Raw genomic sequence first — 22,432 nt, forward strand, 5'->3', positions numbered from 1 at the left:
CCGCTTTCACGAAAAAGAAAAAGAGCAACTTCAGCGCCATTTTAGCGCTGAAGCTGCTCATGCAGAATAAACCTGTTCTTCCCATGGTTTTTTGCGTAATAGAGAGCTTGATCCGTCGCTTGGAAAAGCTCCTTATATGATTTGCCGTCAGTAGGAGACCAGCCACTCAAACCAATCGATACTGTCACGCGCGGATCGGTCGCCTCAGGGATTCCTTCGACAAGTTGTTTGGCCAAATCGAGACCTTCTTCAACTGTTGCGGACGGCATGAAGAGTGCGATTTCCTCACCGCCCCATCTGCTGGCGATTCCCCGACCTTCCACTTTCGAGATGATAAATGCCGAGATCTGCTGTAATACCATGTCCCCTGTCGTATGGCCGCAAGAGTCATTCACCACTTTGAAATCATCGACATCCATCAGGATGAATACGCCGGATTCCTCTCTTTCGATCGTTGCTGTAACAATTTCATCTAAATACGAACGGGTGAATAATTTAGTCAGATGATCCTTATTGACAAGCTCTTGCAACTGATCGCGCAGCATGATGTTGGAGATCGCCAGCGATGAATGGCCGATGAGGGAGCGCATCAATTTAAAACTGTCAAATGAAAAAAAGTATTCTTTCCGGTGCATGAGGATTACGAATCCGATCACCTCGCCGCCATTGCTGATTGGAAGGGCGACAAGCGATTTGAACTCATTGATCTCATCCGTTTGTATATTGGCATCGAAAACTGCTTCTTCCCCTTCTCTGAAACGTGCTGAAACTGAATCTATATATCTTTCACCTGCAGTTTCTTTGAAGAGTGTCGTGGACGAAGGCGAGATGGAATAGTTGTATCGGTCTTCATAAAAGATAAAGGCCATTTCATGCGGGCGGAATGCATTCATAAACTGTTCTTTGAGAAAAGCGATCATTTCATCTAGATCCAAATTGCTGTTCAATTTCCTTGACGCTTCATTCACTAATTGCAGATCATCCACCAGGCGATGGGATTGGTCGTAGAGACTGGCGTTTTCGAGTGCATTGCCTGCACCATTCGCCATCGATCGGACAAAACTCTTCTGCGCAAGAGTAAATTCAGTGTTCTTCGGCGCGGTTATCTGCAAAATACCGTAAATCCCCTGCCTTCCTCGAATGGGTGCATTCAGTAGACTGCTTGCAATATCAACCGCGTTCTCAATCGTCAAATCCCCTGACAGGAATGCATCGACTGCAGACACTCTTTCATTGGCATAGTCAAACAATCGATACTCATTCGTCTTTCCTTTCTGTTCATTTGAAAGGAGCAGATTGACATCGTACGCAGGAAAGGATCCGCAAACCGCTTCCATTAAGCCTTCAAGAATGACATCGCTTTCCATCGTAGAGTTGAAAAGTTCAGCCACTTCAAATAGATGTCTAAATGTCTTTTCACTTTCCGAAATCTTATGCATTTGTACAACTTGGCCAATGAATGTACCAAACGCTTTCTTCAGCGCCTTCAAGTAAGGTGTCTGAGCAAATGCATGCCATTTATCACTCGCCCTGAAAAGAATTGCGGCAAGAGGAGCAAGTTGGACATCCCTGATGATGAGCGAATCATCCGCAAACTCGTATTCCCTGTCTGAAGAATGCGAGATGAATGATACATTGAAGATTGGATGGTCTTTCGCATATGTTTCCAGTCCGCAATTGTTCTGAGAAGATGCAGTATTGAATAGCGGTATAAACCGATTATTATCGTACAGCAGTATTTCAGCATCCTTAATTTCGAATTGACTCATGAACAATTCTTTGAACTTAAGAAGTTTTTCTCCTAAAGGATCTTCATCAGTAAGATTTGACATTAAATCAAAAATGGAACAATTCACTTCATATAATATTAATTCATGAACGTTCATTTCCATCACCCTCATTCACGTTCCCCGTATTTCTACCTATTCCACTATTCTAATACATATAACCTATTATTAATAGTTTTTACATTGATTCTTCTCGTAGATTATGACGGCGAGGAAAAGAGCTTGACTCACCTCCGCATAATTGTTATGATGTTCCTTGTGTAAAATAGTTGCAGCAGTTGTATGATCCATGCTGTCCAGTCTATTCCTTTTAGTAAGGTGCATCGCGTAACCTCGTGGCTGCTGAGGCGAGGATGCAAGATTATAGAATGGCACACGGATTGAATGCATCTGGTTCTTATTTTACAACAAAATAAAACCAAAACAGAGGAGGAGTCTCTCATGGCTCGTTATACAGGTCCATCTTGGAAACTTTCCCGTCGTCTTGGCATCTCGCTAAGCGGAACTGGAAAAGAAATCGAAAAACGCCCTTACGCACCGGGACAACACGGTCCTACTCAACGTAAAAAACTTTCCGAATACGGAATGCAATTACAAGAAAAACAAAAACTTCGTTTCATGTTCGGCGTGAACGAACGTCAATTTAAAACTGTTTTCAACAAAGCTGGTAAAATGCCTGGTAAACACGGTGAAAACTTCATGATCCTTCTTGAAACTCGCCTTGACAACCTTGTATACCGCATGGGTCTTGCACGCACTCGCCGTGCAGCTCGCCAACTCGTCAACCATGGTCACATCCTTGTTGACGGCAAACACGTTGACATCCCATCTTTCAGCGTAAAACCTGGTCAAGAGATCTCACTTCGTGAAAAATCTCAAAACCTTGATGTTGTTAACGAAGCTCTAGAAGTGAACAACTATGTTCCTGAGTACGTTACTTTCAATGCTGACACTAAAGTCGGTACATTCGTACGTATGCCTGAGCGCAGCGAACTAGCTGCTGAAATTAACGAAGCACTTATCGTTGAGTTCTACTCTCGTTAATCGCTTCCTTACGAAAACCCCGAGATTGCATTTGCAATTTCGGGGTTTTTTCTGTGATTTATTGTAGTTCAATTAACGAACTTCTCTGTCTTCCCGACCGACTCCCAGTAGTCATTGCGCAGCTGTACTTTTAAGATCTTTCCGGAAGCATTTTTAGGTAGTTCATCAACAAAGGTGACTCCTGTAATCGCTTTGAAATGGGCGAGTTTGTCTCTAGTGAATTGAATCAGGTCTTCTTCTGTAGCGTTATGTCCTGATCGCAGAACGACGTAGGCATGAGGTGTTTCCCCCCATTTTTCATGGGGAACTGCAATGACTGCCGCCTCCAGAATAGCTGGATGGTCATATAAAACACCTTCGACTTCAATGGAGGATATATTTTCTCCACCCGAGATAATGACGTCTTTTTTCCGGTCGACGATTCCTATCGTTCCATACTCATCCACTACAGCCATATCACCTGTGTAAAGCCAGCCATCACGGATGGCTTCCATTGTCGCTTCTTCATTTCTCCAATAACCTTTCATGACACCATTTCCACGGACAATGAGTTCTCCAATTTCCTTTTCATTCCAAGCCACTTCTTCTCCCAATTCATTTACGACTTTTACATCAGTACCAATCATTTGGTGCCCCGCTTTTGCTTTTAAACGAGACTCTTCATCTCTTGTAAAATCTTTGAAGTGCGTTTGGATTCTTGAGATGGTACTTAACGGACTAGATTCCGTCATGCCGTACACTTGAACAAACTCCCACCCTAGTTCATCTTCCACTCGAGTGACAAACGCTGTTGGCGGAGCCGATCCCGCTATAAATACACGAGTGTTTTGCTCAAGATTCAACTGGTTGTCATCGTAGTATTGCAATAAGGAATTCAAGACCGTCGGAGCCATATGCATGACGGTGACGCCGTGTTTTTCTATCACATCAAAAATAGTTTGCGGCGAGGCTTTTCGTAAACAGACTTGAGTTGCTCCATTAGCAGTGTAGTAGAACGGGGAGCCCCATCCATTGACGTGAAACATCGGCAATACATGTGCAAGTACATCTTGATCTGTTACCCGTAAATGATGCATACATGTTAACGCATGAAGGTAGTTGTTTCGATGCGTCAACATCACGCCTTTAGGATTGCCAGTTGTTCCACTCGTGTATAGTAAGCTGCATACATCTGTCTCTTCCAAGTCTTCACGTTGGAATGCTGCTTTTGAATGAGATTGTAAAAATTCATCATAATTCAATTCATCACAGGAGCCGTCATAATAATGGACTATAATCTCCTCAACGGTTTCCAGCTTTTCTCTAACCGGCAGAATTAAATTGTATAAGTCCTGATCAACAAACAAAACTTTTGATCCGCTATGATTTAAAATATACAGATAATCTTCTGGTTTTAGTCGGATATTCAATGGTACCATGACAGCACCCAGCTGAAACACACCATAGAAACCTTCTAGCATTTCTACTGTATTCGGTGCTAAAAAGGCTACACGGTCGCCTTTTTTTACTCCTAACTTACGAAGGCCGTCTGACAACTGATTGACACGGTCATTCATTTCCCGATAAGTAAATACCCGGTCTTCACAGATTATCGCTTTTTTTTCTCCATAGAGTTTAACGGCATGATCTAAAAACTGTGTGACTAGTAAAGGTACTTCCATGGATATCCCCCCTATTATCATGCGTACAGAATCATAGCATTATAGAACAAATACTATCATAAAATTCAGCCTTTTGTAAATTGGAGGGGGCTATTTCCCCCTCAATACATCTTTCAACTGTTCAAGTACAACTGCAAAATCCTGCTTCTCACCTGCTTGCCTGAAGTCACGGAACGGATCCCCAATCGTTTTCATTCGCTCCACTACAGTGTTGATTGTAAACTGTTCCGGCCGTAATGATGCACCAACTTCATCCCAGTTCAATGGTGTGGCAACAGTTGCCAATTCATTTCCCCTCGGTGAGTATGGAGCGACAATGGTTTTTCCTTCGTGATGCTGCACATAGTCTAGGTATAGTCTGTTTCCTCTGTTCTTTTTCAGGCGCTCAGTTGTGAACCATTGCGGCTCTTGGTCGCATAGGAAATCCGCGATGAATTTTGTGAAGATGCGGGTGTCGTCGTATGTGAATGTATTGAATGGTAGCGGAATATATACTTGCAGACCTTTGCCGCCGGATGTTTTGACGAATGAGGCCAGTTGGAACTGATCGAATATGATTTTTAAGCGTATTGCCGCTTCTACGGAGAGTGTAAAATCCTCAACGGATGGAGGATCTAAATCGAAGACGATTTCGGTCGGCATCCTTGTATCAATCGTTCGGAATGGGATATGGTATTCGATTGCAAGCTGATTCCCAAGCCACAGCAAAGTTGTAATGTCATTGCAGACGATATAGTCAATGTCCTCATCTCTTGACGTCTTCACGAAGTCAGGAGCGTAATCCGGTACGCTTTTCTGATAAAACTTCTCGCCCGGCACGCCGTGCGGATAACGGATTAACGTGAGATGCCGTCCTTTCAGGAAGGGAAGCATGAATGGCGCCGCTGATTGTAAATAAAGTAAGTAATCGTCCTTTACCATACCTACCTTCGGCCAAACCGGTTTGTTTGGATGGGTAATTTGGACACGCTCGGGAATCGGGTTCACTTGCCTAAGCAATTGACGCCACTGGCATTCTTCGGGGTTCACTTCAAACCGAAAAGAATGGAACCTCGGCTCGCGCAAGTGTTTTCCATCAAAGCTAATGCAATTAATATTCGCACAAATGGAAGGCTCGATTTCGTAAACGGAGTCTCCAATATGGTGTCCGTTTGCAAGAAACAACTCACTCAGCGTCTTCATTTCCTTATCTGACATTCCGTGCTTGAATGTCGTTATCTCAAAAAGCTGATCACCTCTGTAAATCGCACCTGTAAAAAATCCGTTCACTTGTTCATATTTCGTTATAATGACTGTGACCAGTCGCCAGTTTTTCACTTTCAACCATTGATTCGTCCGTTTTTCTGGGCTCCAGAAACTCTCTCTCCTCTTAGCAACTGCACCTTCCCCATTGTTCAGCTGGACTGTATTCCATAATTCCTTTTCGTCTGTAAACGTTTCAATTAATTGTATTAGACATTCGTGTCGATAGCTTACAGCAGTTGGCAGCCCAATCTGTTCAAAACAGTTCTTCAGCTGCACCTTCCTCTTTTCAAGTGCCGTGCCCGAAACATCTTTTCCTTTCAGCAATAAAAGATCAAAGACGATGTATTGGCAAGGGAGTCCTCTAGAATGCTGGGAAATGACTTCTTTTTTTCTCATTCTTCCCCTCGTTTGTACAATGGAGAATTCACTACTAAAATCGTTTTGAAGATTGACCACTTCCCCATCAAATGTAATCGGGAGAAACGGTTTAATCAAATGCTCAATGCGGCGGCAATTCTCGATAATTTCCGGAAATATTTCATTCAACAGTTTTTCGTTTCTGCTGTATAGCTGAATCCCCTCGTTATTCCATTGCAGAATCGCACGGAATCCGTCGTATTTCGTTTCATACAGCCAATCTTTCCCAACAGGCAATTCTTCTGCATCCATCAGTAACATCGGTTTCATCTAGATCGCTCCAAGTTTTTGTTAGTGTTTGATGAATCGGATTTCGTATACATAAGAATGAGTCAGCTTTCCATACTAAGAATAAAAGCGGGTGATTTCATTGCATACAGTTTGGAAAGGCAGCATCAGTTTCGGTCTTGTCAATATTCCGATCAAGCTTCATACAGCTACCGAAAACAACGATATTAAATTGCGCCAGCTTCATAAAGAATGTCATTCTCCGATCAGCTATCAGAAAGTATGTCCGATTTGTGATAAGGAAGTGAAGAGTGAAGAAATCGTAAAAGCGTATGAGTATACGAAAAACAAGTTTGTCGTACTTGATGATGAGGAACTCGAAAAGCTGAAGAAGGAAAATGAAGACAAAGCAGTGGAGATCATTGATTTTGTAAAGTTGGAGGAAATCGATCCGATCTATTTTGAACGGAGCTATTTCATGGCACCTGATGCAAATGGCGGCAAAGCTTATGCACTATTACGCAAGGCTCTGAAAGAATCAGGGAAAATCGGTGTGGCGAAAATTATTATCCGTTCGAAGGAGCAATTAGCTGTTGTCCGGGTTTATAAAGACGCTTTGTTAATGGAAACGATCCACTTCCCGGATGAAGTACGCAATGTGCAGGATGTCCCAAATATTCCGGCTGAAGACTCTGTTGTGAAAAAGGAACTGGATACGGCACTACTGTTAGTTGATCAATTAACAACCGCGTTCGATCCCGATAAGTATACGGACGAGTATAGGACTGCTCTAATGGAATTAATTGAAGAGAAAAAATCAGGCAGTGTCACTGTCGCAAAACTGGAGAAACAGGCAATATCGCCTTCCAATACGACCGATCTGATGGCTGCGCTGCAAGCATCGCTCGATAAGACGAAAAAGAAGAAGCCCGCTCCAAGAAAAAAAGCAGCAGCGAAAATGAAAGCGTAGAAATTTCGTGGGCGAACGAAAGGTTATCGCCAACTCTCGAGGGTTTACCACCCTTTCCAACACACAAAAAGGCCATCCCCAAAGGATGGCCTTTTTGCATTAGATGAATTTCACCATTTTATAATTCTTCTTGCCTCGACGCACGATTGTGAACGCATCGTCCAAACGGTCCGCTGCAGTGACTTCATATGCGGTATCCGTCACTTTTTCACCATTTAAGGAAATTGCGCCGTTTGTCACGTCTTCACGGGCTTGCCGCTTGGAAGAGGAAACACCCGCTTCGACGATGAAGTCTACGATATTTTTATCGGCCTTCTCAAGTTCAGCAGTCGGTACGTCTTTGAATGCATCTTTCATTTCCGCAACTGTCAACGCCTTCAAGTCTCCGCTGAATAATGCTTGCGAAATGCGGACTGCTTGGTCTAGCGCTTCTTGGCCGTGGATAAGACGTGTCATTTCTTCCGCCAATGCTTGTTGGGCTTTACGTAGATGTGGTTCATTCTGAACGGATGTCTCGAGCGCCTCGATTTCTTCCCGCCCCATGAACGTAAAGATTTTCAAGTAGTTGATGACTTCGGCGTCTGCAGTGTTGATCCAGAACTGATAGAACTCATAAGGCGACGTCTTTGTTGCATCAAGCCAGACAGAACCGCCAGCAGTTTTTCCGAATTTCGTGCCATCCGCTTTCGTTATGAGCGGCATCGTGATTCCGAATGCTTTCGCTTCTTCACTATGTGTTTTCCTGATGATTTCAAGTCCTGTTGTAATATTGCCCCATTGATCTGAACCGCCGATTTGCAAACGGCATTTGTACTTGTCGTACAAGTGGCTGAAGTCCGCGCCTTGGATCAGCATATACGAAAATTCCGTGAAGGAGATGCCTGTTTCCAGACGGGAAGCAACATTCTCTTTTGCGAGCATATAGTTAATGCTTAAAAGCTTTCCGTAGTCACGGAGGAAGCTGATAGCAGACATTTCTCCAAACCAGTCTTTATTGTCGACTAAGATAGCTCCGTTTTCACTTTCAAAATCAAAGATGTGCTCCAATTGCCGGCGGATGCCCGCAACGTTTTTCGCGATTTGCTCATCTGAAAGAAGCTGCCGCTCTTCCGCCTTGAATGAAGGATCCCCAATCATGCCGGTTGCCCCGCCCACCAGAACGATGGGACGGTGGCCGTGTTGCTGAAAACGGCGAAGTGTCAAAAATGGTACAATATGACCGATATGCAAACTGTCCGCCGTCGGGTCTGTTCCACAATATAATGAAATCTTTTCCTCATTCAATACCTTTTCAAGGCCTTCCTCATCCGTCTGCTGATATAGCAGGCCTCTCCATTTTAAGTCTTCCAGCAATTCGCTTTTCATTACTATCCCTCCTGTAAATTGAAAAAGCCCCTGCACGATTCAATCGAATCATGCAGGGACGTTAAATACAAAAATTAACGCGGTACCACCCGGCTTGAGAATAAATACATTCTCCGCTTTAAGACGCATTAACGCCGCGTACGCGTCACACTCCAAAGCTGTAATTCGCAAACGTTCTACCGGACAGCTTCCACCAACCGCTGCCTCTCTATACGGATCGACCGCTCCTACTCCGGCTTTTTCACCATGTGATGAATGATATAGATTTATTGTAGTCTAAATTATCGTTTTGTCAAACATTTTCTATTGATTTTCACGAAATGTGCTATAATAGGAAGGATTTTAGGGGGGATGAAAACTTGAGCGAAAAACGTAAAAACAAGATAGATCTAATAGAAGAAAAATTTGAATCGATGAAGAAAAAAGGATGGGCAAAGAGCCTCCGCATCACATCAGGAGTCATCTGGAACCTCTTTCTCCTCTTCCTCATCTTCGGGTTGACGCTTGGCGTTTTTGCCGCCTCAGTCGGAGCCGGTTATTTTGCATCACTCGTAGCGAAGGAACCGCTTCGATCTAAAGCAGAAATGCGAGATGATGTCTTCAATTATGAAGAGACTTCGGAAATTTATTTTGCCAACGATATATATCTAGGTAAAGTGAATGCCGATATCGAACGGAAAGAGATAACGTTGAAAGATGTTTCACCATTTGTCATTGATGCGGTTTTGGCGACCGAAGACGAGTATTTTGAAACACATCAGGGAATTGTCCCAAAAGCGATTTTCCGAGGACTGTTTCAAGATGTAACGAATTCTTCTAGTCAAACGGGTGGCTCAACACTTACGCAACAACTTATCAAAAACCAGATTTTGACGAATGAAGTATCCTATGAGCGGAAGGCGAAAGAAATCCTCCTTGCCATGCGGCTTGAACATTTCATGGATAAAGAAGAGATTCTGGAAGCCTACTTGAATATCATTCCATATGGTAGAAATGCAATGGGACAAAATATTGCGGGGATCGAAACTGCAGCTGAAGGTATTTTTGGTGTAACCGCAAAAGAGCTTAATCTTCCCCAAGCTGCCTATATTGCAGGAATTCCGCAAGCACCTTTTGCTTACACGCCTTTTATGAGCAACTATTATGGAGGCGGTTTAAAGAAAGAGGAAAATATTAAGCCTGGAATCGACAGGATGAAAACAGTCCTCTTCCGTATGAAGGAAACGGGCTATATTACTGATAAACAGTATGAAGAAGCGATTGCTTACGATATCACAAAGGACTTCGCTAAAAAGACGAAACGCGCTACCGAACGATATCCATACTTGACCCAAGAAATCCAAGGGGAGACAATTTTAATTCTTGCAAAAATCTTGGCAGAAAAGGATGGTATCGATCCGGAACGGGTTGACTCAGATGAAAAAGTAAAGGATAAATATAAAATTCTTGCAGAACGCGCAATGCGTACTGGCGGATACCGAATTTACTCGACTGTTGAAAAAGACCTCTATGATGAAATGAATAAAGTCGGGCAGGAATTCGAACATTACGGTTTCACGTATACACGTGAAGAGAAGGATTACAGCACTGGGGAAACCATTTTGAAGGATAACCCCGTTCAAGTTGGTGCAATCATGATTGAAAATAATACAGGACGGATCCTTTCCTTCATTGGAGGACGCGATCACCAACTTATCAATACGAACTATGCTACGCAAACTCATCGGTCAAACGGCTCAGCGATGAAACCGCTTCTTGTCTATGCACCTGCGATTGAATATGGGGTCATCGGTGCAGGAAGCCCTGTCGTCGATGTCAAATTTGAAATTCCGGGTTGGAAACCTGCAAACTATAATGCCGATGTGGAAAACGGCATCATCCCTGCAAGGAAAGCATTAGCTCAATCACTGAACCTGCCAACGGCCCGATTATATAAGCAAATAGTGGACAGACGGCCTGCTGAGTTCTTGGAGAAAATGAATTTCAGTCAGCTGCAAAAGGGGGACTACACAAACTATTCCACCTCTATCGGAGGAATGGCTAAGGGTGTAAGTGTCAAGGAAAACACAAATGCATTCGCCACATTTGCAAATGGCGGCAAATTCATACAATCGTATATTATTGAACGAATAGAGGATATGGCTGGCAATGTCGTTTATCAACATGAAATCGAGCCTGTCGATGTATTCAGTCCGGAAACATCTTATATTATTACGGATATGCTACGGGACGTTCTGAAGCCTGGAGGAACGGGTCAGCAATTGCCTGGCTTCATGAATTTCAAAACCGACTTGGCCGCGAAGACAGGTACAACGAATGAATACGCGGATGCTTGGCTTGTCGGTTATAACCCGAACGTTACACTAGGAATATGGTTCGGCTATTATGACCAGTCACGGAAATTATACACACGTGGATCCGGGCAAATGCACCCTACGACACGTACAACGATGTTATTTGGCAGATTGATGAACAGTGCAAATAAAGTACGGCCTGACCTTATCGGTGCAGGAAGCACTTTCAAACAACCTGCAGGCGTAGTATCCAAACCATTCTGCGGAATTTCCGGATTGGCGCCGTCTGCAGCATGTACATCAGCCGGGTTGGTCAGGTCGGATTTGTTCAATTCTAAAGTGATGCTTCCAACAAAACCGGATGACAGCATTATCAACGCTTCCTATGTCTCCGTCAAAGGAAGCCGTTACATGGCGCTTCCTTCTACGCCTGCTGAATTTATCGTTTCAGGCGGAACGGGAGTCAACCAGGCATTCATCGACCGGATGCTAGGTCCATGGGGCGGAGATGCTTCGAAGCTCTTCCCATCTATGTCTGTATTTGCTTCAGGCGTAGTTTCCGGCGCATCCTTTATTGCCGATAATTCTGCACCGGCAGGAGTCAGTGCATCGCTTACCGGATCGACAATGGTCTGGTCAGAGTCCCCATCGAATGACGTAATCGGTTATTATGTATATCGAAACAATGAACGGATTGCGACGGTAAGAGATGGATCTTCCAAATCGATTGCTGTCGGCCCAGGGGATTATTATGTCAGAGCCGTTGATATTACTGGACTGTTATCAGAGAACTCCAATATCGTAACTATCGATAGCCCAGAGCCGCCACCTACTCCGAAAGTGCCGGATGATAAGAATATACCTCCCGTGACACCTCCAGGAAATGAAGGGAATGGCGGTGGCAACGGAAACGGCAGCGAAGACAGCGGGAAAGATGATGGAAATGCTGGCAATAATGGAAATGGCACTGGTAACAATGGAAACGGAAATGGCAATACTGGAAACAACGGAAACGGCAACAACAACGGAGGAGGCACCAAACCTCCATCCGATGATGGTGATGATGGTGATGATGAGTAACAGGTAAATTGAAAAGGGACTTCCGAAAAAAATCGGGAGTCCCTTTTCGTTATATCCACGTCAGTCTTCCATCGTTGACAAGTCGCCTGTCGGCAAGTTCAGTTCCCATGCCTTCAACACACGGCGCATGATTTTTCCGCTTCTTGTCTTCGGAAGCTTATCTTTGAATTCGATTTCCCTTGGCGCAGCGTGTGCGGCAAGTTCCTTTTTGACAAACTGCTTAATGTCAGTCTCCAATTCTTCGGAAGGTTCATAGCCTTCATGGAGTGCGACAAAGGCTTTAATGATTTCACCACGGACCGGATCAGGCTTCCCGATGACTCCCGCCTCGACAATCGCCGGATGCTCAAGTAGCTTACTTTCCACTTCAAACGGTCCGACCCGTTCGCCGCTCGTCATGATGACGTCATCGACCCGACCTTGGAAGAAGAAATAACCGTCTTCGTCCATATAGGCGGAATCCCCGGAAACATACCATTCATCATTCAAGAAATAGGAATCGTATTTCTCAGGATTATTCCAGATTTGCCGCATCATTGCAGGCCAGCCTTTTTTGATTGCCAAATTGCCCATCCGATTCGGCGGCAATACTTGCCCCCGGTCATCGACGATCGCCGCTTCAATTCCTGGAACGGCTTTCCCCATAGACCCCATTTTAATTGGCAATGAGCCAAAGTTGCAGATCGTTTGGGCTCCTGTTTCCGTCATCCACCAAGTGTCATGGATCCGCAGCTTGAACACTTCCATCCCCCACCGGATGACTTCAGGGTTCAACGGTTCGCCGACTGAAAGGATATGACGCAATGAGGATAGATCGTATTTCTCCAACGGTCCTGCACCTGCGCCCATCAGCATCCGGAAAGCAGTCGGTGCGCTGTACCAAACCGTTACACCATACTCTTGAATGGATTCGTACCAGCTGTCTGTAGAAAATCTTCCGCCGACAATCAGTGATGTAGCACCTGCCAGCATCGGTCCGAAGATCCCGTACGCCGTGCCAGTTACCCACCCCGGATCCGCTGTGCACCAAAAAACATCTTCATCCTTCAAATCCAATACCCAGCGTGCCGTCATCAATTGCTGAACCATCGCTTCCTGAACATGTAAAACGCCTTTTGGTTTCCCCGTGGAGCCTGACGTATAGTGGAGCAGTGTCGGAGACTCCTTATCCATCCATTCTACTTTGAAGTGGGAAGACGCACTCTTCAAATGTTTGTTGAAATCTATATGTTTTTCATCTTCTTCAATCTGTTCGCCGACTAAGAAGATCGTTTTCAAATGAGGCAATTTGTCAACTGGAATCCTGTCCAACAATTCGGGCGTCGTTACAATCGCTTTCGCTTCGCTGTCGGAGAGCCGGTCATATACCGCACCTTCCATAAACGCTTCAAAGAGCGGTCCGACAATCGTCCCCATTTTCAGCGCTCCCAGTATCGCAAAATACAGTTCAGGAGAGCGGGGCATGAAAACGAATATACGGTCCCCTTTTTCCAACGTTGAATGGTTCGTCAGTACATTTGCAGCTTTATTGGACATTCGTTTCAGTTCATTATACGTATACGATTCTTTACGCGTCGCATCTTTGTAGAAGAGCGCCACTTTGTTTTTTCGATAGGAATCCGCATGACGATCTACAGCCTCGTGGGCAATGTTGATGAGTCCGGTTTCATGCCAGCTAAATTCCTTCTCTGCGTCAGACCATTTAAATTCCTTTGCTGTTCGGTCATAATCCTGTAATTGATAATCCCCCTGCATTACAGGCAAGTTATTGATTTCCATTCCTATCACCCTTTCGCGAAACATTTACCTCTATTATTCTACCTTACTTACTCTTTATTTGCGAATAAATTACTATTTTTAGTATTGTTATTTAATTTACTGTCAAGAAGTTATTTGCCTTGGACATAATTGTTGTATACTGTGAATAAGGTCTATTTAATTGTAGGACGGTGAGCAGGTTGGAACATAAGAAAACGTATAACGCGATGGAACTCAAACATAAGAATGGCGACTTGATCATTGAAGGCCCGATTCCCGGCAATGAATTGGCAAGCCTTGAATTCCATGAGCATTTGGTCTCTTTCAGACCGCCTGAACAGCAGCACAAGGCGCTTATTGAAATCGCCGATCTCCCCGAAGGTCGGATCATCATCGTCCGTGATATGAATCAAATCGTTGGATATGCAACGTATTTGTATCCGGATCCGTTGGAAAGATGGTCGAAAGGCAAAATGGCAAATCTCATTGAATTGGGAGCCATTGAAGTAATTCCAAAGTTCAGGGGGGGCGGTGTCGGAAAGGCATTGCTCGAAGTGTCCATGATGGACGATGCAATGGAGGACTATATTATTCTAACAACCGAATACTATTGGCATTGGGATTTAAAAGGGACAAAACTGAATGTATGGGAATACAGGAAAGTGATGGAGAAGATGATGAATGCGGGCGGATTGGAATATTATGCGACTGACGATCCTGAAATAAGCTCACATCCCGCAAATTGCCTTATGGCCAGAATCGGCAAGAGGGTAGATCAGGAATCGATTCAACAGTTCGACAGTCTACGTTTCATGAACAGATTTATGTATTGATTGGAGGTTAATCTAGTGTTAATTGAAGAGATTATGAAAAGGGACGTCGTTTCCCTTTCGCCTGAGCATACCGTGAGCGACGCTTTAAAGATCATGCAAGAAAAGAAGATCCGTCATCTCCCAATCGTCTCGGACGCTAAAGGGTTGGTTGGCGTCGTAACAGACCGGGATCTGAAGGAAGTCGTCCCTTCCCTTTATTCCGGTTCCAACGATGCAAACGTCTACAAACTCCCATTATCTGATATCATGTCTGAAAATCCGATCAGTGGCCACCCAATGGACTTTGTCGAAGATGCAGCAGTCATTTTTTACGATAACCAAATCGGCTGCCTTCCAATCGTTTCGGGCGGAAAGCTTGTCGGCATCATCACAGAGACGGATCTGTTGTATAAGTATATCGAATTGACTGGCGTCCACCAGCCAGGCTCACAGATTGAAGTCCGTGTACCGAACATACCGGGCATCCTCTTTGAAGTGTCAAAAGTGTTCCATCAACATAAATTGAATGTGCTAAGTGTTCTTGTATATCCAGATAAGGAAAATGAAGATAATAAAATACTTGTCATTCGCGTCAAGACGATGAATCCGCTGACTGTCATAAATGGCTTGCGGAATAATGGGTTTGAAGTGCTCTGGCCGAATGTACCTGGCATTGACTTATGATGAAAGATGCTGTTTTCATTTATTCCGAAGAACAACTTGGCTATTCTTTTTCTGACACTCATCCATTCAACCAAAAGAGGATTGTATTGACGTTGGATTTATTGAGGCAATGTAATGCCATTTCCGATGATGAAATAATTGTTCCGCGAGTCGCTACTGACGAGGAATTATTATTGGTCCATGACCCGAAGTTCATCGATATTGTAAAAAGGGCTGGCCGGGGGCTTATAAGCGATGAAGTCGGCTCCGTATATGGCATCGGAACCGAAGACACCCCTATATTCCCAAACATGCACGAAGCGAGTGCCATGCTTGTTGGAGGGACGTTGACCGCAGTCGACGAGGTAATGGAAGGAAGAGCGAAATACGCTGTAAACTTGGGAGGCGGTCTCCACCATGGCTTTCAGGGCAAGGCTTCGGGGTTCTGCGTCTATAACGACAGTTCGGTCGCCATCAAATATATACAGAAAAAATACGGGGCGCGTGTGCTGTATATCGACACGGATGCGCATCATGGCGATGGAGTGCAATGGACATTTTATGATGATCCGAATGTCTGTACACTTTCCATACATGAAACAGGACGATATCTTTTTCCAGGCACTGGAGCGATAACCGAACGTGGAAATGGCGATGGGTATGGGACTTCATTCAACTTCCCGATTGATGCATTCACGGAGGACGAGTCATTTCTTGAAATATACAAGACGGCTATCGAGGAAGTCGCCGCTTTTTTCAAACCGGATGTCATCTTGACCCAAAATGGGGCGGATGCTCATTATTTTGATCCCCTCACCCATTTGTACGGAACGATGAAAATTTATGAAGAAATACCTCGCATTGCACGCAAAATCGCAGATCGATACTGTGAAGGAAGATGGATTGCCGTAGGCGGCGGGGGCTATGACATATGGCGGGTTGTCCCGAGGGCATGGGCTCATATTTGGCTAGCAATGAAACAGTTGCCGGCTCCTACAGGTAGATTGCCAGAAACGTGGCTAACTGCCTGGCAGGGCGAATCCCCTGTACCTTTCATTGAAACGTGGAAGGATCCAAATCCGTTGTATGAGCCGATTCCTCGGAAAGCAGAAATAACCGAGAAAAATGCTCAAATGCTTGAACGCGCCTTGCATATAGTGAGGAGTCAACAATCAGTAGTGGAGATCAAGCCGTTGTGTGATTAATTGAGCCCTTGATGGAATAAATGAGCCTTCACATGAAAAAAGCTGTTCCGGATTTATCTCCGGAACAGCTTTTTCATTTCGTCGACTGACGTTCTTCCTTATGGTACGGTAGGATGACATTCAGATCATCGACTTCCTCACCGTTCATCAATTTCGTCAATAATCTCATGGAAACCGCACCCAAGTCGTATAAGGGAACGATAATGGCAGTTAATTGCGGCCTTACTGCACGCGATAACAATGAATGCTGGAAACAGATCACTTCGTAATCATTGGGCACCGAATAGCCATCATCCCGGATTCCATTTAGCACACCTACAGCAATGTCATCATTGCCCGCAAAAATGGCGGTCGGCTTCTCTTCAAGACTTCGGATGACTTTCCACTTTTCATATGCATCATCATACGAGTTATCCGTTTCAATGAAGAATTCTTCAAAAAGAGGAAGACCAGCTTCCTTCACTGCCCGCTCATACCCTACTTTTTTGCATAGCCGATTAATATCCCTCGACATCGGACCACTCACATGCACGATTCGTTCATGGCCATTATCAATCAATTTCTTCACCGCTTCATAGGCCGCTTCCTCATGGTCTATGTTCACCGTCGGCAAGTCGGTGTTATCTCCCAGTGTACCTGCTAATACAATCGGAACGTTTGCCGTCGCCATTTCCGACCGGATTTCATCTGTCAGGGAATCACTCATGAAGATGAGACCATCAACCTGTTTTCCGAGATGGTCCTCCAATAGCTCAAGCTCCCTTGTTGCTCGCTTATCCGAGTTGGACAGTATGATATTGTATTCGTACATCGTCGCAATATCTGCAATACCGCGTGAAAGTTCGGCATAGTAGCTTTTTGAAATATCCGGAACGATGACACCGACTGTTGTCGTTTTCTTACTAGCCAGCCCTCTCGCTACGGCATTCGGGCGATAGCCAAGTCGTTCAATACATTCAAGCACCTTTTTACGTGTTGCCGGTTTTACGTTCTGGTTGCCATTCACAACACGGGAAACCGTAGCCATGGAAACATTCGCTTCTCTCGCTACATCATATATAGTTATTGCCATTGACGAATCTCCTTCCCATCAGTATGTATTCGCTTACTCTCATTATAAACAAAACACCGGATCCTTGAAAGGTCCGGCGCTGTTTATAGAATAATACAAATGTAGTCAATTACGCCTTGGGGTAATTGTGTGCGGATTTTTATCGAGCAAGCTCGATAAACTCCTCTAAAAATCCGTGACATCTGTCGGAGGCGTCTAACTTAATCCAACCTGCCAGGGCTAGATTAAGTTAGACTGTTTGATGGGTGTTCATGAATCTTTGAATTTCAGCGTAGAACTCATCGAATTGTTTGATATCCATCTGCTGTGCTGCATCGGATAATGCAACAGCCGGATCAGGATGCACTTCCGCCATGACGCCGTCCGCGCCGACAGCAATCGCCGCTTTCGCAGTAGGAAGCAGCAAGTCTTTTCTGCCTGTCGAGTGAGTGACGTCTACGAATACCGGTAAATGCGTTTCCTGTTTCAAAATCGGTACTGCCGAAATGTCCAATGTGTTCCGTGTAGCCCGCTCATATGTACGGATTCCACGTTCGCATAGCATGATCTGGCTATTCCCTTTGGAAATGATGTATTCAGCTGCATTGATGAATTCATCAATTGTTGCAGCAAGTCCACGCTTTAGAAGGACTGGTTTATTCACCATGCCTGCTTCCTTCAGCAATTCAAAGTTCTGCATATTGCGCGCCCCGATTTGGATGACATCGATATAATCGAGTGCTTCTTCCAAATGGGATGGCGTAATGATCTCTGTAACGATTGATAAGCCTGTTTCATCGGCGACACGTTTCAATATTTTTAAACCCTCAAGTCCAAGTCCTTGGAAATCATAAGGGGATGTACGCGGTTTATAAGCGCCGCCTCTTAACATCGTCAAGCCCTTCGCTTTGATGGATTGAGCGACTGCCAAAACTTGTTCATATGATTCAACGGCACATGGTCCAAAAATGAAAGTCGGTTCCCCATTCCCGATTTTTTGCCCGTTTACGTCCACAATTGTGTCTTCAGGCTTTCGTTCACGGGAAACAAGCAATGCATTGCGTTGCTCATCCTCCTGGATTTCGAGGGCGGACATGAAGATGCCTTTAAAGATTTGTTCTAATACCCCGTTTGGAATCGGTCCGTTGTTTGATTGAACCAAAGCGTTAAGCATTTCCCTTTCGCGGATCGGATCATATCTGTTGACACCTTGCTTTTCCTTTACTTTGCCAATTTCCTGGACAACTGATGTTCTTTCATTAATTAAGTCCAATATTTTGGTATTCAACTCATCTACCTGACCACGAAGCTGATCTAAATCGTTTTGTCTCATCGTTATGTCTCCTCCCCGCACACATCATTCCCTTTTCGAAGTGGGAAATCTATGTTACATTTTTGTATAATAGAACTAAGTATAATGAAAAGTATTTGAAAAGTCACGTCATTTTTACAAATTGTTAAATTTCGTTAGTAGTTAACGAAAAAGGGGTGTATTATTCTGTCGAAAAAACTTTTCGCACTTGATATCGGCACGCGTTCTGTCGTTGGCATCATCCTGACCGAACAGGAAGGAATTTACCACGTTGCCGATCTCGTCATAGTCGAACATAAGGAACGCTCGATGATCGATGGGCAAATACATAATATTGTAAGCGTCGCAACTGTTATTTCAGAAATTAAATCTATCCTGGAAGAGCGCCATGGGAAGCTAGAGAGAGTAAGTGTCGCTGCAGCAGGACGGGCTTTGAAAACGATGGAAGGATCTATGACGATTGATATTGTGGGGAAACCCCTTTTCACTTCCGAAGATATAAACCGTCTTGAACTGGCAGCGGTACAAGTTGCCCAACAGAAATTACTATCTACAGCAACGACTGCTGACGATTACTACTATTGTGTCGGGTATTCGGTTCTTCATTACAAGTTGGATGGTGACGAAATCGGAAGTCTGATCGATCAAGCCGGAAGGTCTGCAACCGCCGAAGTCATTGCGACATTCCTCCCCCGCGTCGTCGTCGAATCCCTTCTATCCGCGTTAAAGCGTGCAGGACTTGAAATGGAGGCATTGACGCTCGAGCCGATTGCCGCTATTAATGTCCTGATTCCCCCATCAATGCGCAGGTTGAATGTCGCACTTGTAGATATCGGGGCAGGTACATCGGATATTGCTATTACAGATAATAATACGGTCGTCTCGTATGGCATGGTGCCGATCGCGGGCGATGAAATTACAGAGGCGCTCAGCAACCATTTTCTTCTCGATTTTCCGGTAGCTGAAAGTGCAAAACGTTCACTGTCAACAAATGAAAAAATTACCATTTTGGATATCCTTGGATTTGAACAGCAAGTGCCTTCAGCGGAAGTGGTTGCAATCATCAAGCCTGCAATCGACAAGTTAGCGTCGAGTATCGCTGATGAAATCATAAGGCTCAATAACAATAAATCGCCGCAAGCCGTCATGGTTGTCGGGGGAGGAAGCCTTACACCTCTTCTGCCAAAGGAATTGAGCAGCCGGCTTGATTTGCCTGAGAACCGTGTCGGAATCCGTGCACTTGATGCGTTGTCGGATATCACTTTGTCAGACGGCATCGTTTCCACCCCTGCACTTGTCACACCAATCGGCATCGCTATTGCAGCGAGAAGAGCACCGATCCATTACATGTCGGTCAATGTCAATGAAAAGACAATCCGCTTATTTGAACTGAAAGAGATGACAGTCGGCGATGCATTGCTCGCCGCAAATATTAAAGCAAGACAACTCTACGGAAAGCCAGGGATGGGAATGTCAATGACTTTGAACGGCGAGCTCATGACGATCCCTGGTGAACACGGTAGATCAGCCAAAATAGTATTGAACGGTAATCCTGCAAGCACGAAAGATTTGATTGCGAATGGCGATGAAATTACGTTAGAACGCGGCAAGGACGGAAAAGATGCTTCCCTCACCATTCGTGAACTGATCGGTGACATTCGTCCATTCGAAGTGACTGTCAATGGAAATAAGCATACGATTGTGCCGACTATCGAGTGCAACGGCGAGCCGGTTGAGCTCGATGCGGCTATTCATGATAGGGACCAAGTCGTATATTCCCATTCCACAAAACTGAATGACGTGCTCTCAGAAATCAACATCGAAACGTCCAGCCCTTTTGAAGTGTACATAAATAACAAACGAATTCTCCTGGAAGACTGGTCTACTACATTCTTACTAAACGATTTGCCGGTTACCCCTCAGCATCCCCTTAAAGATGGGGATGTAGTCCAGTTCGAGGCGCATGCTTCACCGACAGTCGGGGAAGTTATTTCTTCCCTGGATCAGCCAACTCGATCGGTCGCCTCCATTACATTCAACGGGCAGCCCGTAACGATTACAGACAGCGGGTCTTCTATTCTATTGAATGGTCGGCGAGTGGACAATTCAGCCAAAGTACTTTCTGGAGATCGGCTTTCGATAGAGGAAACGGTTCACCGTCCATTTTTATTCAGTGACATCTTCCTATTCATCGACTATTCTTTGCCGACGACGGCACCCACTTCCTATCAGCTGCTGCGCAACGGAGAACCGATCGGATTCAATGATCCCATCTTCAGCGGAGATGCATTGGAAATCAAGTTTAGCTCATGAATTGCCTATGCTAAAAAGCCAGACAGCCGCTTCATTAAGGGCTGTCTGGCTCTTTTAAATTCACTTTTCTTTCTCTACGGAAATATGGTTTTGGTTCACATTCTTTTCTTGACCATAATTCTCGCTATTGTCATAGGAAACATCACTGTTCCCTGTAGTTACATCCTCAGCGGCTTGTTTGTCCTGCTCCGCTGTAGATCCCGCAAAATCGATTGCTTCCTCCCCTTCGGAAGAGGCTGTACCATCGTCCATAGGGACCGACGTTTTATTTGCCATCGATTTCACTTTGTCCACAATCTGACCGGATTGCTCCTGAATTGATTTCGTCAGTCCATCCGTCTTCTCCTTTGCAACCGAAGTGATTTCCGTTGCTTTATCCTTCGCAACTGCACTCAATTCGATTCCTCTATTCTTCAGATGAACCGCCTGCTCCGAAAAATCGTCGCGCATTTCCCTGCCCGTCTTCGGTGCTAGGAATAATGCCGCGGCAGCGCCGATAACGCCTCCTACCAGCGCGCCCAAAAGAAAGCTCCCCGCCCCAGTATCGTCCTCATCATAGAAATCATCCGTATTGGAACGGTATGGATAGTTGACAGGCAAGTGGGAAGGTTCACCGAAAGTGTTCTTATACTCCTGGTTCCCGTAATATTGGTGATCATAATGAGCGTCATTATAGTTCGGTTTCATTTTATCAGTCATGTGAATTCCTCCAGTATGTTTTTTTCTAACGCGTGAGATCAGCGTCCGTCCGGGCTTGGCAAACGCTTCTGCCCCTTGTCCGGTTGATAAACAGTCCAGCCTGATGATCTTTCCGTTTTCATATCTTTCACTTTCCCGATAATGCCGAATGCGACGTTGCTCCATTGAACAACTTGGGCTATTTTATCACTGTTCTTCTCGGCTTCAACAGTGATCGAATTGGTGACTCTGCGAACTGAATTGTTCAAATCGCTGACAGAGTTCCCTACCCCTTTCACCGCCTCTACGACAGTGTTCAATTTTTCGGATTTCTCCTGAATATCCTCGGCAAGGGCATTTGTCTTATTAAGGAGTTCAGTCGTTTCAGACGTGACCCCTTCCAACTGGTTCGTCAAGCCATCCAATGTTTCGGAAACGCTTCGTAATGTCGTTTTCAATGAACCTAATGTCATTGCAAGGCTGATACATAAAATCAAAAATGCTATTGCGGCAACAATGGCAGCAATGTACAGTAAAACTTCCATGGCA

Annotated in this window: 16 protein-coding genes and 1 other annotated feature; of the genes, 7 read left to right on the forward strand and 9 right to left on the reverse strand. The window is 44.8% G+C overall.

Annotated elements, in window-relative coordinates; all coding sequences use genetic code 11:
• Positions 1-41: 41 nt before the first annotated feature.
• On the reverse strand, positions 42-1,886 hold the full coding sequence (locus M3193_RS05745) for a sensor domain-containing diguanylate cyclase (protein ID WP_251625047.1): 1,845 nt from the start codon (positions 1,884-1,886) through the stop codon (positions 42-44).
• 342 nt (positions 1,887-2,228) lie between these two features.
• Here M3193_RS05745 and rpsD point away from each other — a divergent pair, with 342 nt between their 5' ends.
• Positions 2,229-2,831 (forward strand): 30S ribosomal protein S4, encoded by a 603-nt coding sequence (rpsD, locus tag M3193_RS05750; protein WP_251625049.1) that lies wholly within the window; start codon positions 2,229-2,231, stop codon positions 2,829-2,831.
• A gap of 68 nt (positions 2,832-2,899) precedes the next feature.
• On the opposite strand, the gene M3193_RS05755 is transcribed toward rpsD, so the two are convergent.
• Positions 2,900-4,492: a long-chain-fatty-acid--CoA ligase gene (locus M3193_RS05755; RefSeq protein WP_251625051.1), complete on the reverse strand. Its 1,593-nt coding sequence runs from the start codon at positions 4,490-4,492 to the stop codon at positions 2,900-2,902.
• Between the two features lie 90 nt (positions 4,493-4,582).
• Positions 4,583-6,424, reverse strand: coding sequence for a DNA ligase D (locus M3193_RS05760; RefSeq protein ID WP_251625053.1), 1,842 nt, complete (start codon positions 6,422-6,424; stop codon positions 4,583-4,585).
• A 100-nt stretch (positions 6,425-6,524) separates the two neighbouring features.
• On the opposite strand from M3193_RS05760, the gene M3193_RS05765 reads away from it, so the two are divergent.
• On the forward strand, positions 6,525-7,352 hold the full coding sequence (locus M3193_RS05765; RefSeq protein WP_251625055.1) for a Ku protein: 828 nt from the start codon (positions 6,525-6,527) through the stop codon (positions 7,350-7,352).
• A gap of 99 nt (positions 7,353-7,451) precedes the next feature.
• Here the strand turns inward: M3193_RS05765 and tyrS are convergent, their stop codons facing one another.
• The gene (gene tyrS / locus M3193_RS05770) at positions 7,452-8,717 is read right to left on the reverse strand and encodes a tyrosine--tRNA ligase (RefSeq protein ID WP_251625057.1); all 1,266 of its coding nucleotides are present in this window, start codon (positions 8,715-8,717) and stop codon (positions 7,452-7,454) included.
• Positions 8,718-8,768: 51 nt separating this feature from the next.
• Positions 8,769-8,971: a binding site (T-box leader), on the reverse strand.
• A 159-nt stretch (positions 8,972-9,130) separates the two neighbouring features.
• Here tyrS and M3193_RS05775 point away from each other — a divergent pair.
• Positions 9,131-12,091, forward strand: a complete 2,961-nt coding sequence (locus M3193_RS05775; protein ID WP_251627228.1) for a transglycosylase domain-containing protein — start codon at positions 9,131-9,133, stop codon at positions 12,089-12,091.
• Positions 12,092-12,151: 60 nt separating this feature from the next.
• Here M3193_RS05775 and acsA read toward each other — a convergent pair whose 3' ends face one another.
• Positions 12,152-13,870 (reverse strand): acetate--CoA ligase, encoded by a 1,719-nt coding sequence (gene acsA, locus M3193_RS05780; protein ID WP_251625059.1) that lies wholly within the window; start codon positions 13,868-13,870, stop codon positions 12,152-12,154.
• Between the two features lie 179 nt (positions 13,871-14,049).
• On the opposite strand from acsA, the gene M3193_RS05785 reads away from it, so the two are divergent.
• The 3 genes from M3193_RS05785 to M3193_RS05795 are packed head-to-tail and all read left to right on the forward strand — an operon-like array spanning position 14,050 to position 16,529.
• Entirely contained in the window at positions 14,050-14,682 is a 633-nt protein-coding gene (locus M3193_RS05785; RefSeq protein ID WP_251625061.1) for a GNAT family N-acetyltransferase, read from the forward strand.
• Positions 14,683-14,697: 15 nt separating this feature from the next.
• Positions 14,698-15,345, forward strand: coding sequence for an acetoin utilization AcuB family protein (locus M3193_RS05790; RefSeq protein ID WP_251625063.1), 648 nt, complete (start codon positions 14,698-14,700; stop codon positions 15,343-15,345).
• Positions 15,345-16,529, forward strand: coding sequence for an acetoin utilization protein AcuC (locus M3193_RS05795; RefSeq protein ID WP_251625065.1), 1,185 nt, complete (start codon positions 15,345-15,347; stop codon positions 16,527-16,529). Before M3193_RS05790 ends, M3193_RS05795 begins: the two co-directional genes overlap by 1 nt.
• Positions 16,530-16,602: 73 nt before the next feature.
• On the opposite strand, the gene ccpA is transcribed toward M3193_RS05795, so the two are convergent.
• Positions 16,603-17,601, reverse strand: a complete 999-nt coding sequence (gene ccpA, locus M3193_RS05800; RefSeq protein ID WP_251625067.1) for a catabolite control protein A — start codon at positions 17,599-17,601, stop codon at positions 16,603-16,605.
• 229 nt (positions 17,602-17,830) lie between these two features.
• Positions 17,831-18,913: a bifunctional 3-deoxy-7-phosphoheptulonate synthase/chorismate mutase gene (locus tag M3193_RS05805; RefSeq protein WP_251625069.1), complete on the reverse strand. Its 1,083-nt coding sequence runs from the start codon at positions 18,911-18,913 to the stop codon at positions 17,831-17,833.
• A 288-nt stretch (positions 18,914-19,201) separates the two neighbouring features.
• Here M3193_RS05805 and M3193_RS05810 point away from each other — a divergent pair, with 288 nt between their 5' ends.
• Positions 19,202-21,205, forward strand: a complete 2,004-nt coding sequence (locus M3193_RS05810; RefSeq protein ID WP_251625071.1) for a cell division FtsA domain-containing protein — start codon at positions 19,202-19,204, stop codon at positions 21,203-21,205.
• 60 nt (positions 21,206-21,265) lie between these two features.
• Here the strand turns inward: M3193_RS05810 and M3193_RS05815 are convergent, their stop codons facing one another.
• Positions 21,266-21,904, reverse strand: a complete 639-nt coding sequence (locus M3193_RS05815) for a YtxH domain-containing protein (RefSeq protein ID WP_251625073.1) — start codon at positions 21,902-21,904, stop codon at positions 21,266-21,268.
• A 38-nt stretch (positions 21,905-21,942) separates the two neighbouring features.
• Entirely contained in the window at positions 21,943-22,428 is a 486-nt protein-coding gene (locus M3193_RS05820; protein WP_251625075.1) for a DUF948 domain-containing protein, read from the reverse strand.
• Positions 22,429-22,432: the final 4 nt, after the last annotated feature.

The organism is Sporosarcina luteola, assembly GCF_023715585.1.
GTDB classification, from domain to species: domain Bacteria; phylum Bacillota; class Bacilli; order Bacillales_A; family Planococcaceae; genus Sporosarcina; species Sporosarcina luteola_D.

Excerpts from the sequence above, each read along its gene's own strand:
- M3193_RS05745 (WP_251625047.1), bottom strand. The coding sequence starts at position 1,886 with ATGAACGTTCATGAATTAATATTATATGAAGTGAATTGTTCCATTTTT.
- rpsD (WP_251625049.1), top strand. The coding sequence starts at position 2,229 with ATGGCTCGTTATACAGGTCCATCTTGGAAACTTTCCCGTCGTCTTGGC.
- M3193_RS05755 (WP_251625051.1), bottom strand. The coding sequence starts at position 4,492 with ATGGAAGTACCTTTACTAGTCACACAGTTTTTAGATCATGCCGTTAAA.
- M3193_RS05760 (WP_251625053.1), bottom strand. The coding sequence starts at position 6,424 with ATGAAACCGATGTTACTGATGGATGCAGAAGAATTGCCTGTTGGGAAA.
- tyrS (WP_251625057.1), bottom strand. The coding sequence starts at position 8,717 with ATGAAAAGCGAATTGCTGGAAGACTTAAAATGGAGAGGCCTGCTATAT.
- M3193_RS05775 (WP_251627228.1), top strand. The coding sequence starts at position 9,131 with ATGAAGAAAAAAGGATGGGCAAAGAGCCTCCGCATCACATCAGGAGTC.
- acsA (WP_251625059.1), bottom strand. The coding sequence starts at position 13,870 with ATGGAAATCAATAACTTGCCTGTAATGCAGGGGGATTATCAATTACAG.
- M3193_RS05795 (WP_251625065.1), top strand. The coding sequence starts at position 15,345 with ATGAAAGATGCTGTTTTCATTTATTCCGAAGAACAACTTGGCTATTCT.
- ccpA (WP_251625067.1), bottom strand. The coding sequence starts at position 17,601 with ATGGCAATAACTATATATGATGTAGCGAGAGAAGCGAATGTTTCCATG.
- M3193_RS05805 (WP_251625069.1), bottom strand. The coding sequence starts at position 18,913 with ATGAGACAAAACGATTTAGATCAGCTTCGTGGTCAGGTAGATGAGTTG.
- M3193_RS05810 (WP_251625071.1), top strand. The coding sequence starts at position 19,202 with ATGATCGATGGGCAAATACATAATATTGTAAGCGTCGCAACTGTTATT.
- M3193_RS05815 (WP_251625073.1), bottom strand. The coding sequence starts at position 21,904 with ATGACTGATAAAATGAAACCGAACTATAATGACGCTCATTATGATCAC.
- M3193_RS05820 (WP_251625075.1), bottom strand. The coding sequence starts at position 22,428 with ATGGAAGTTTTACTGTACATTGCTGCCATTGTTGCCGCAATAGCATTT.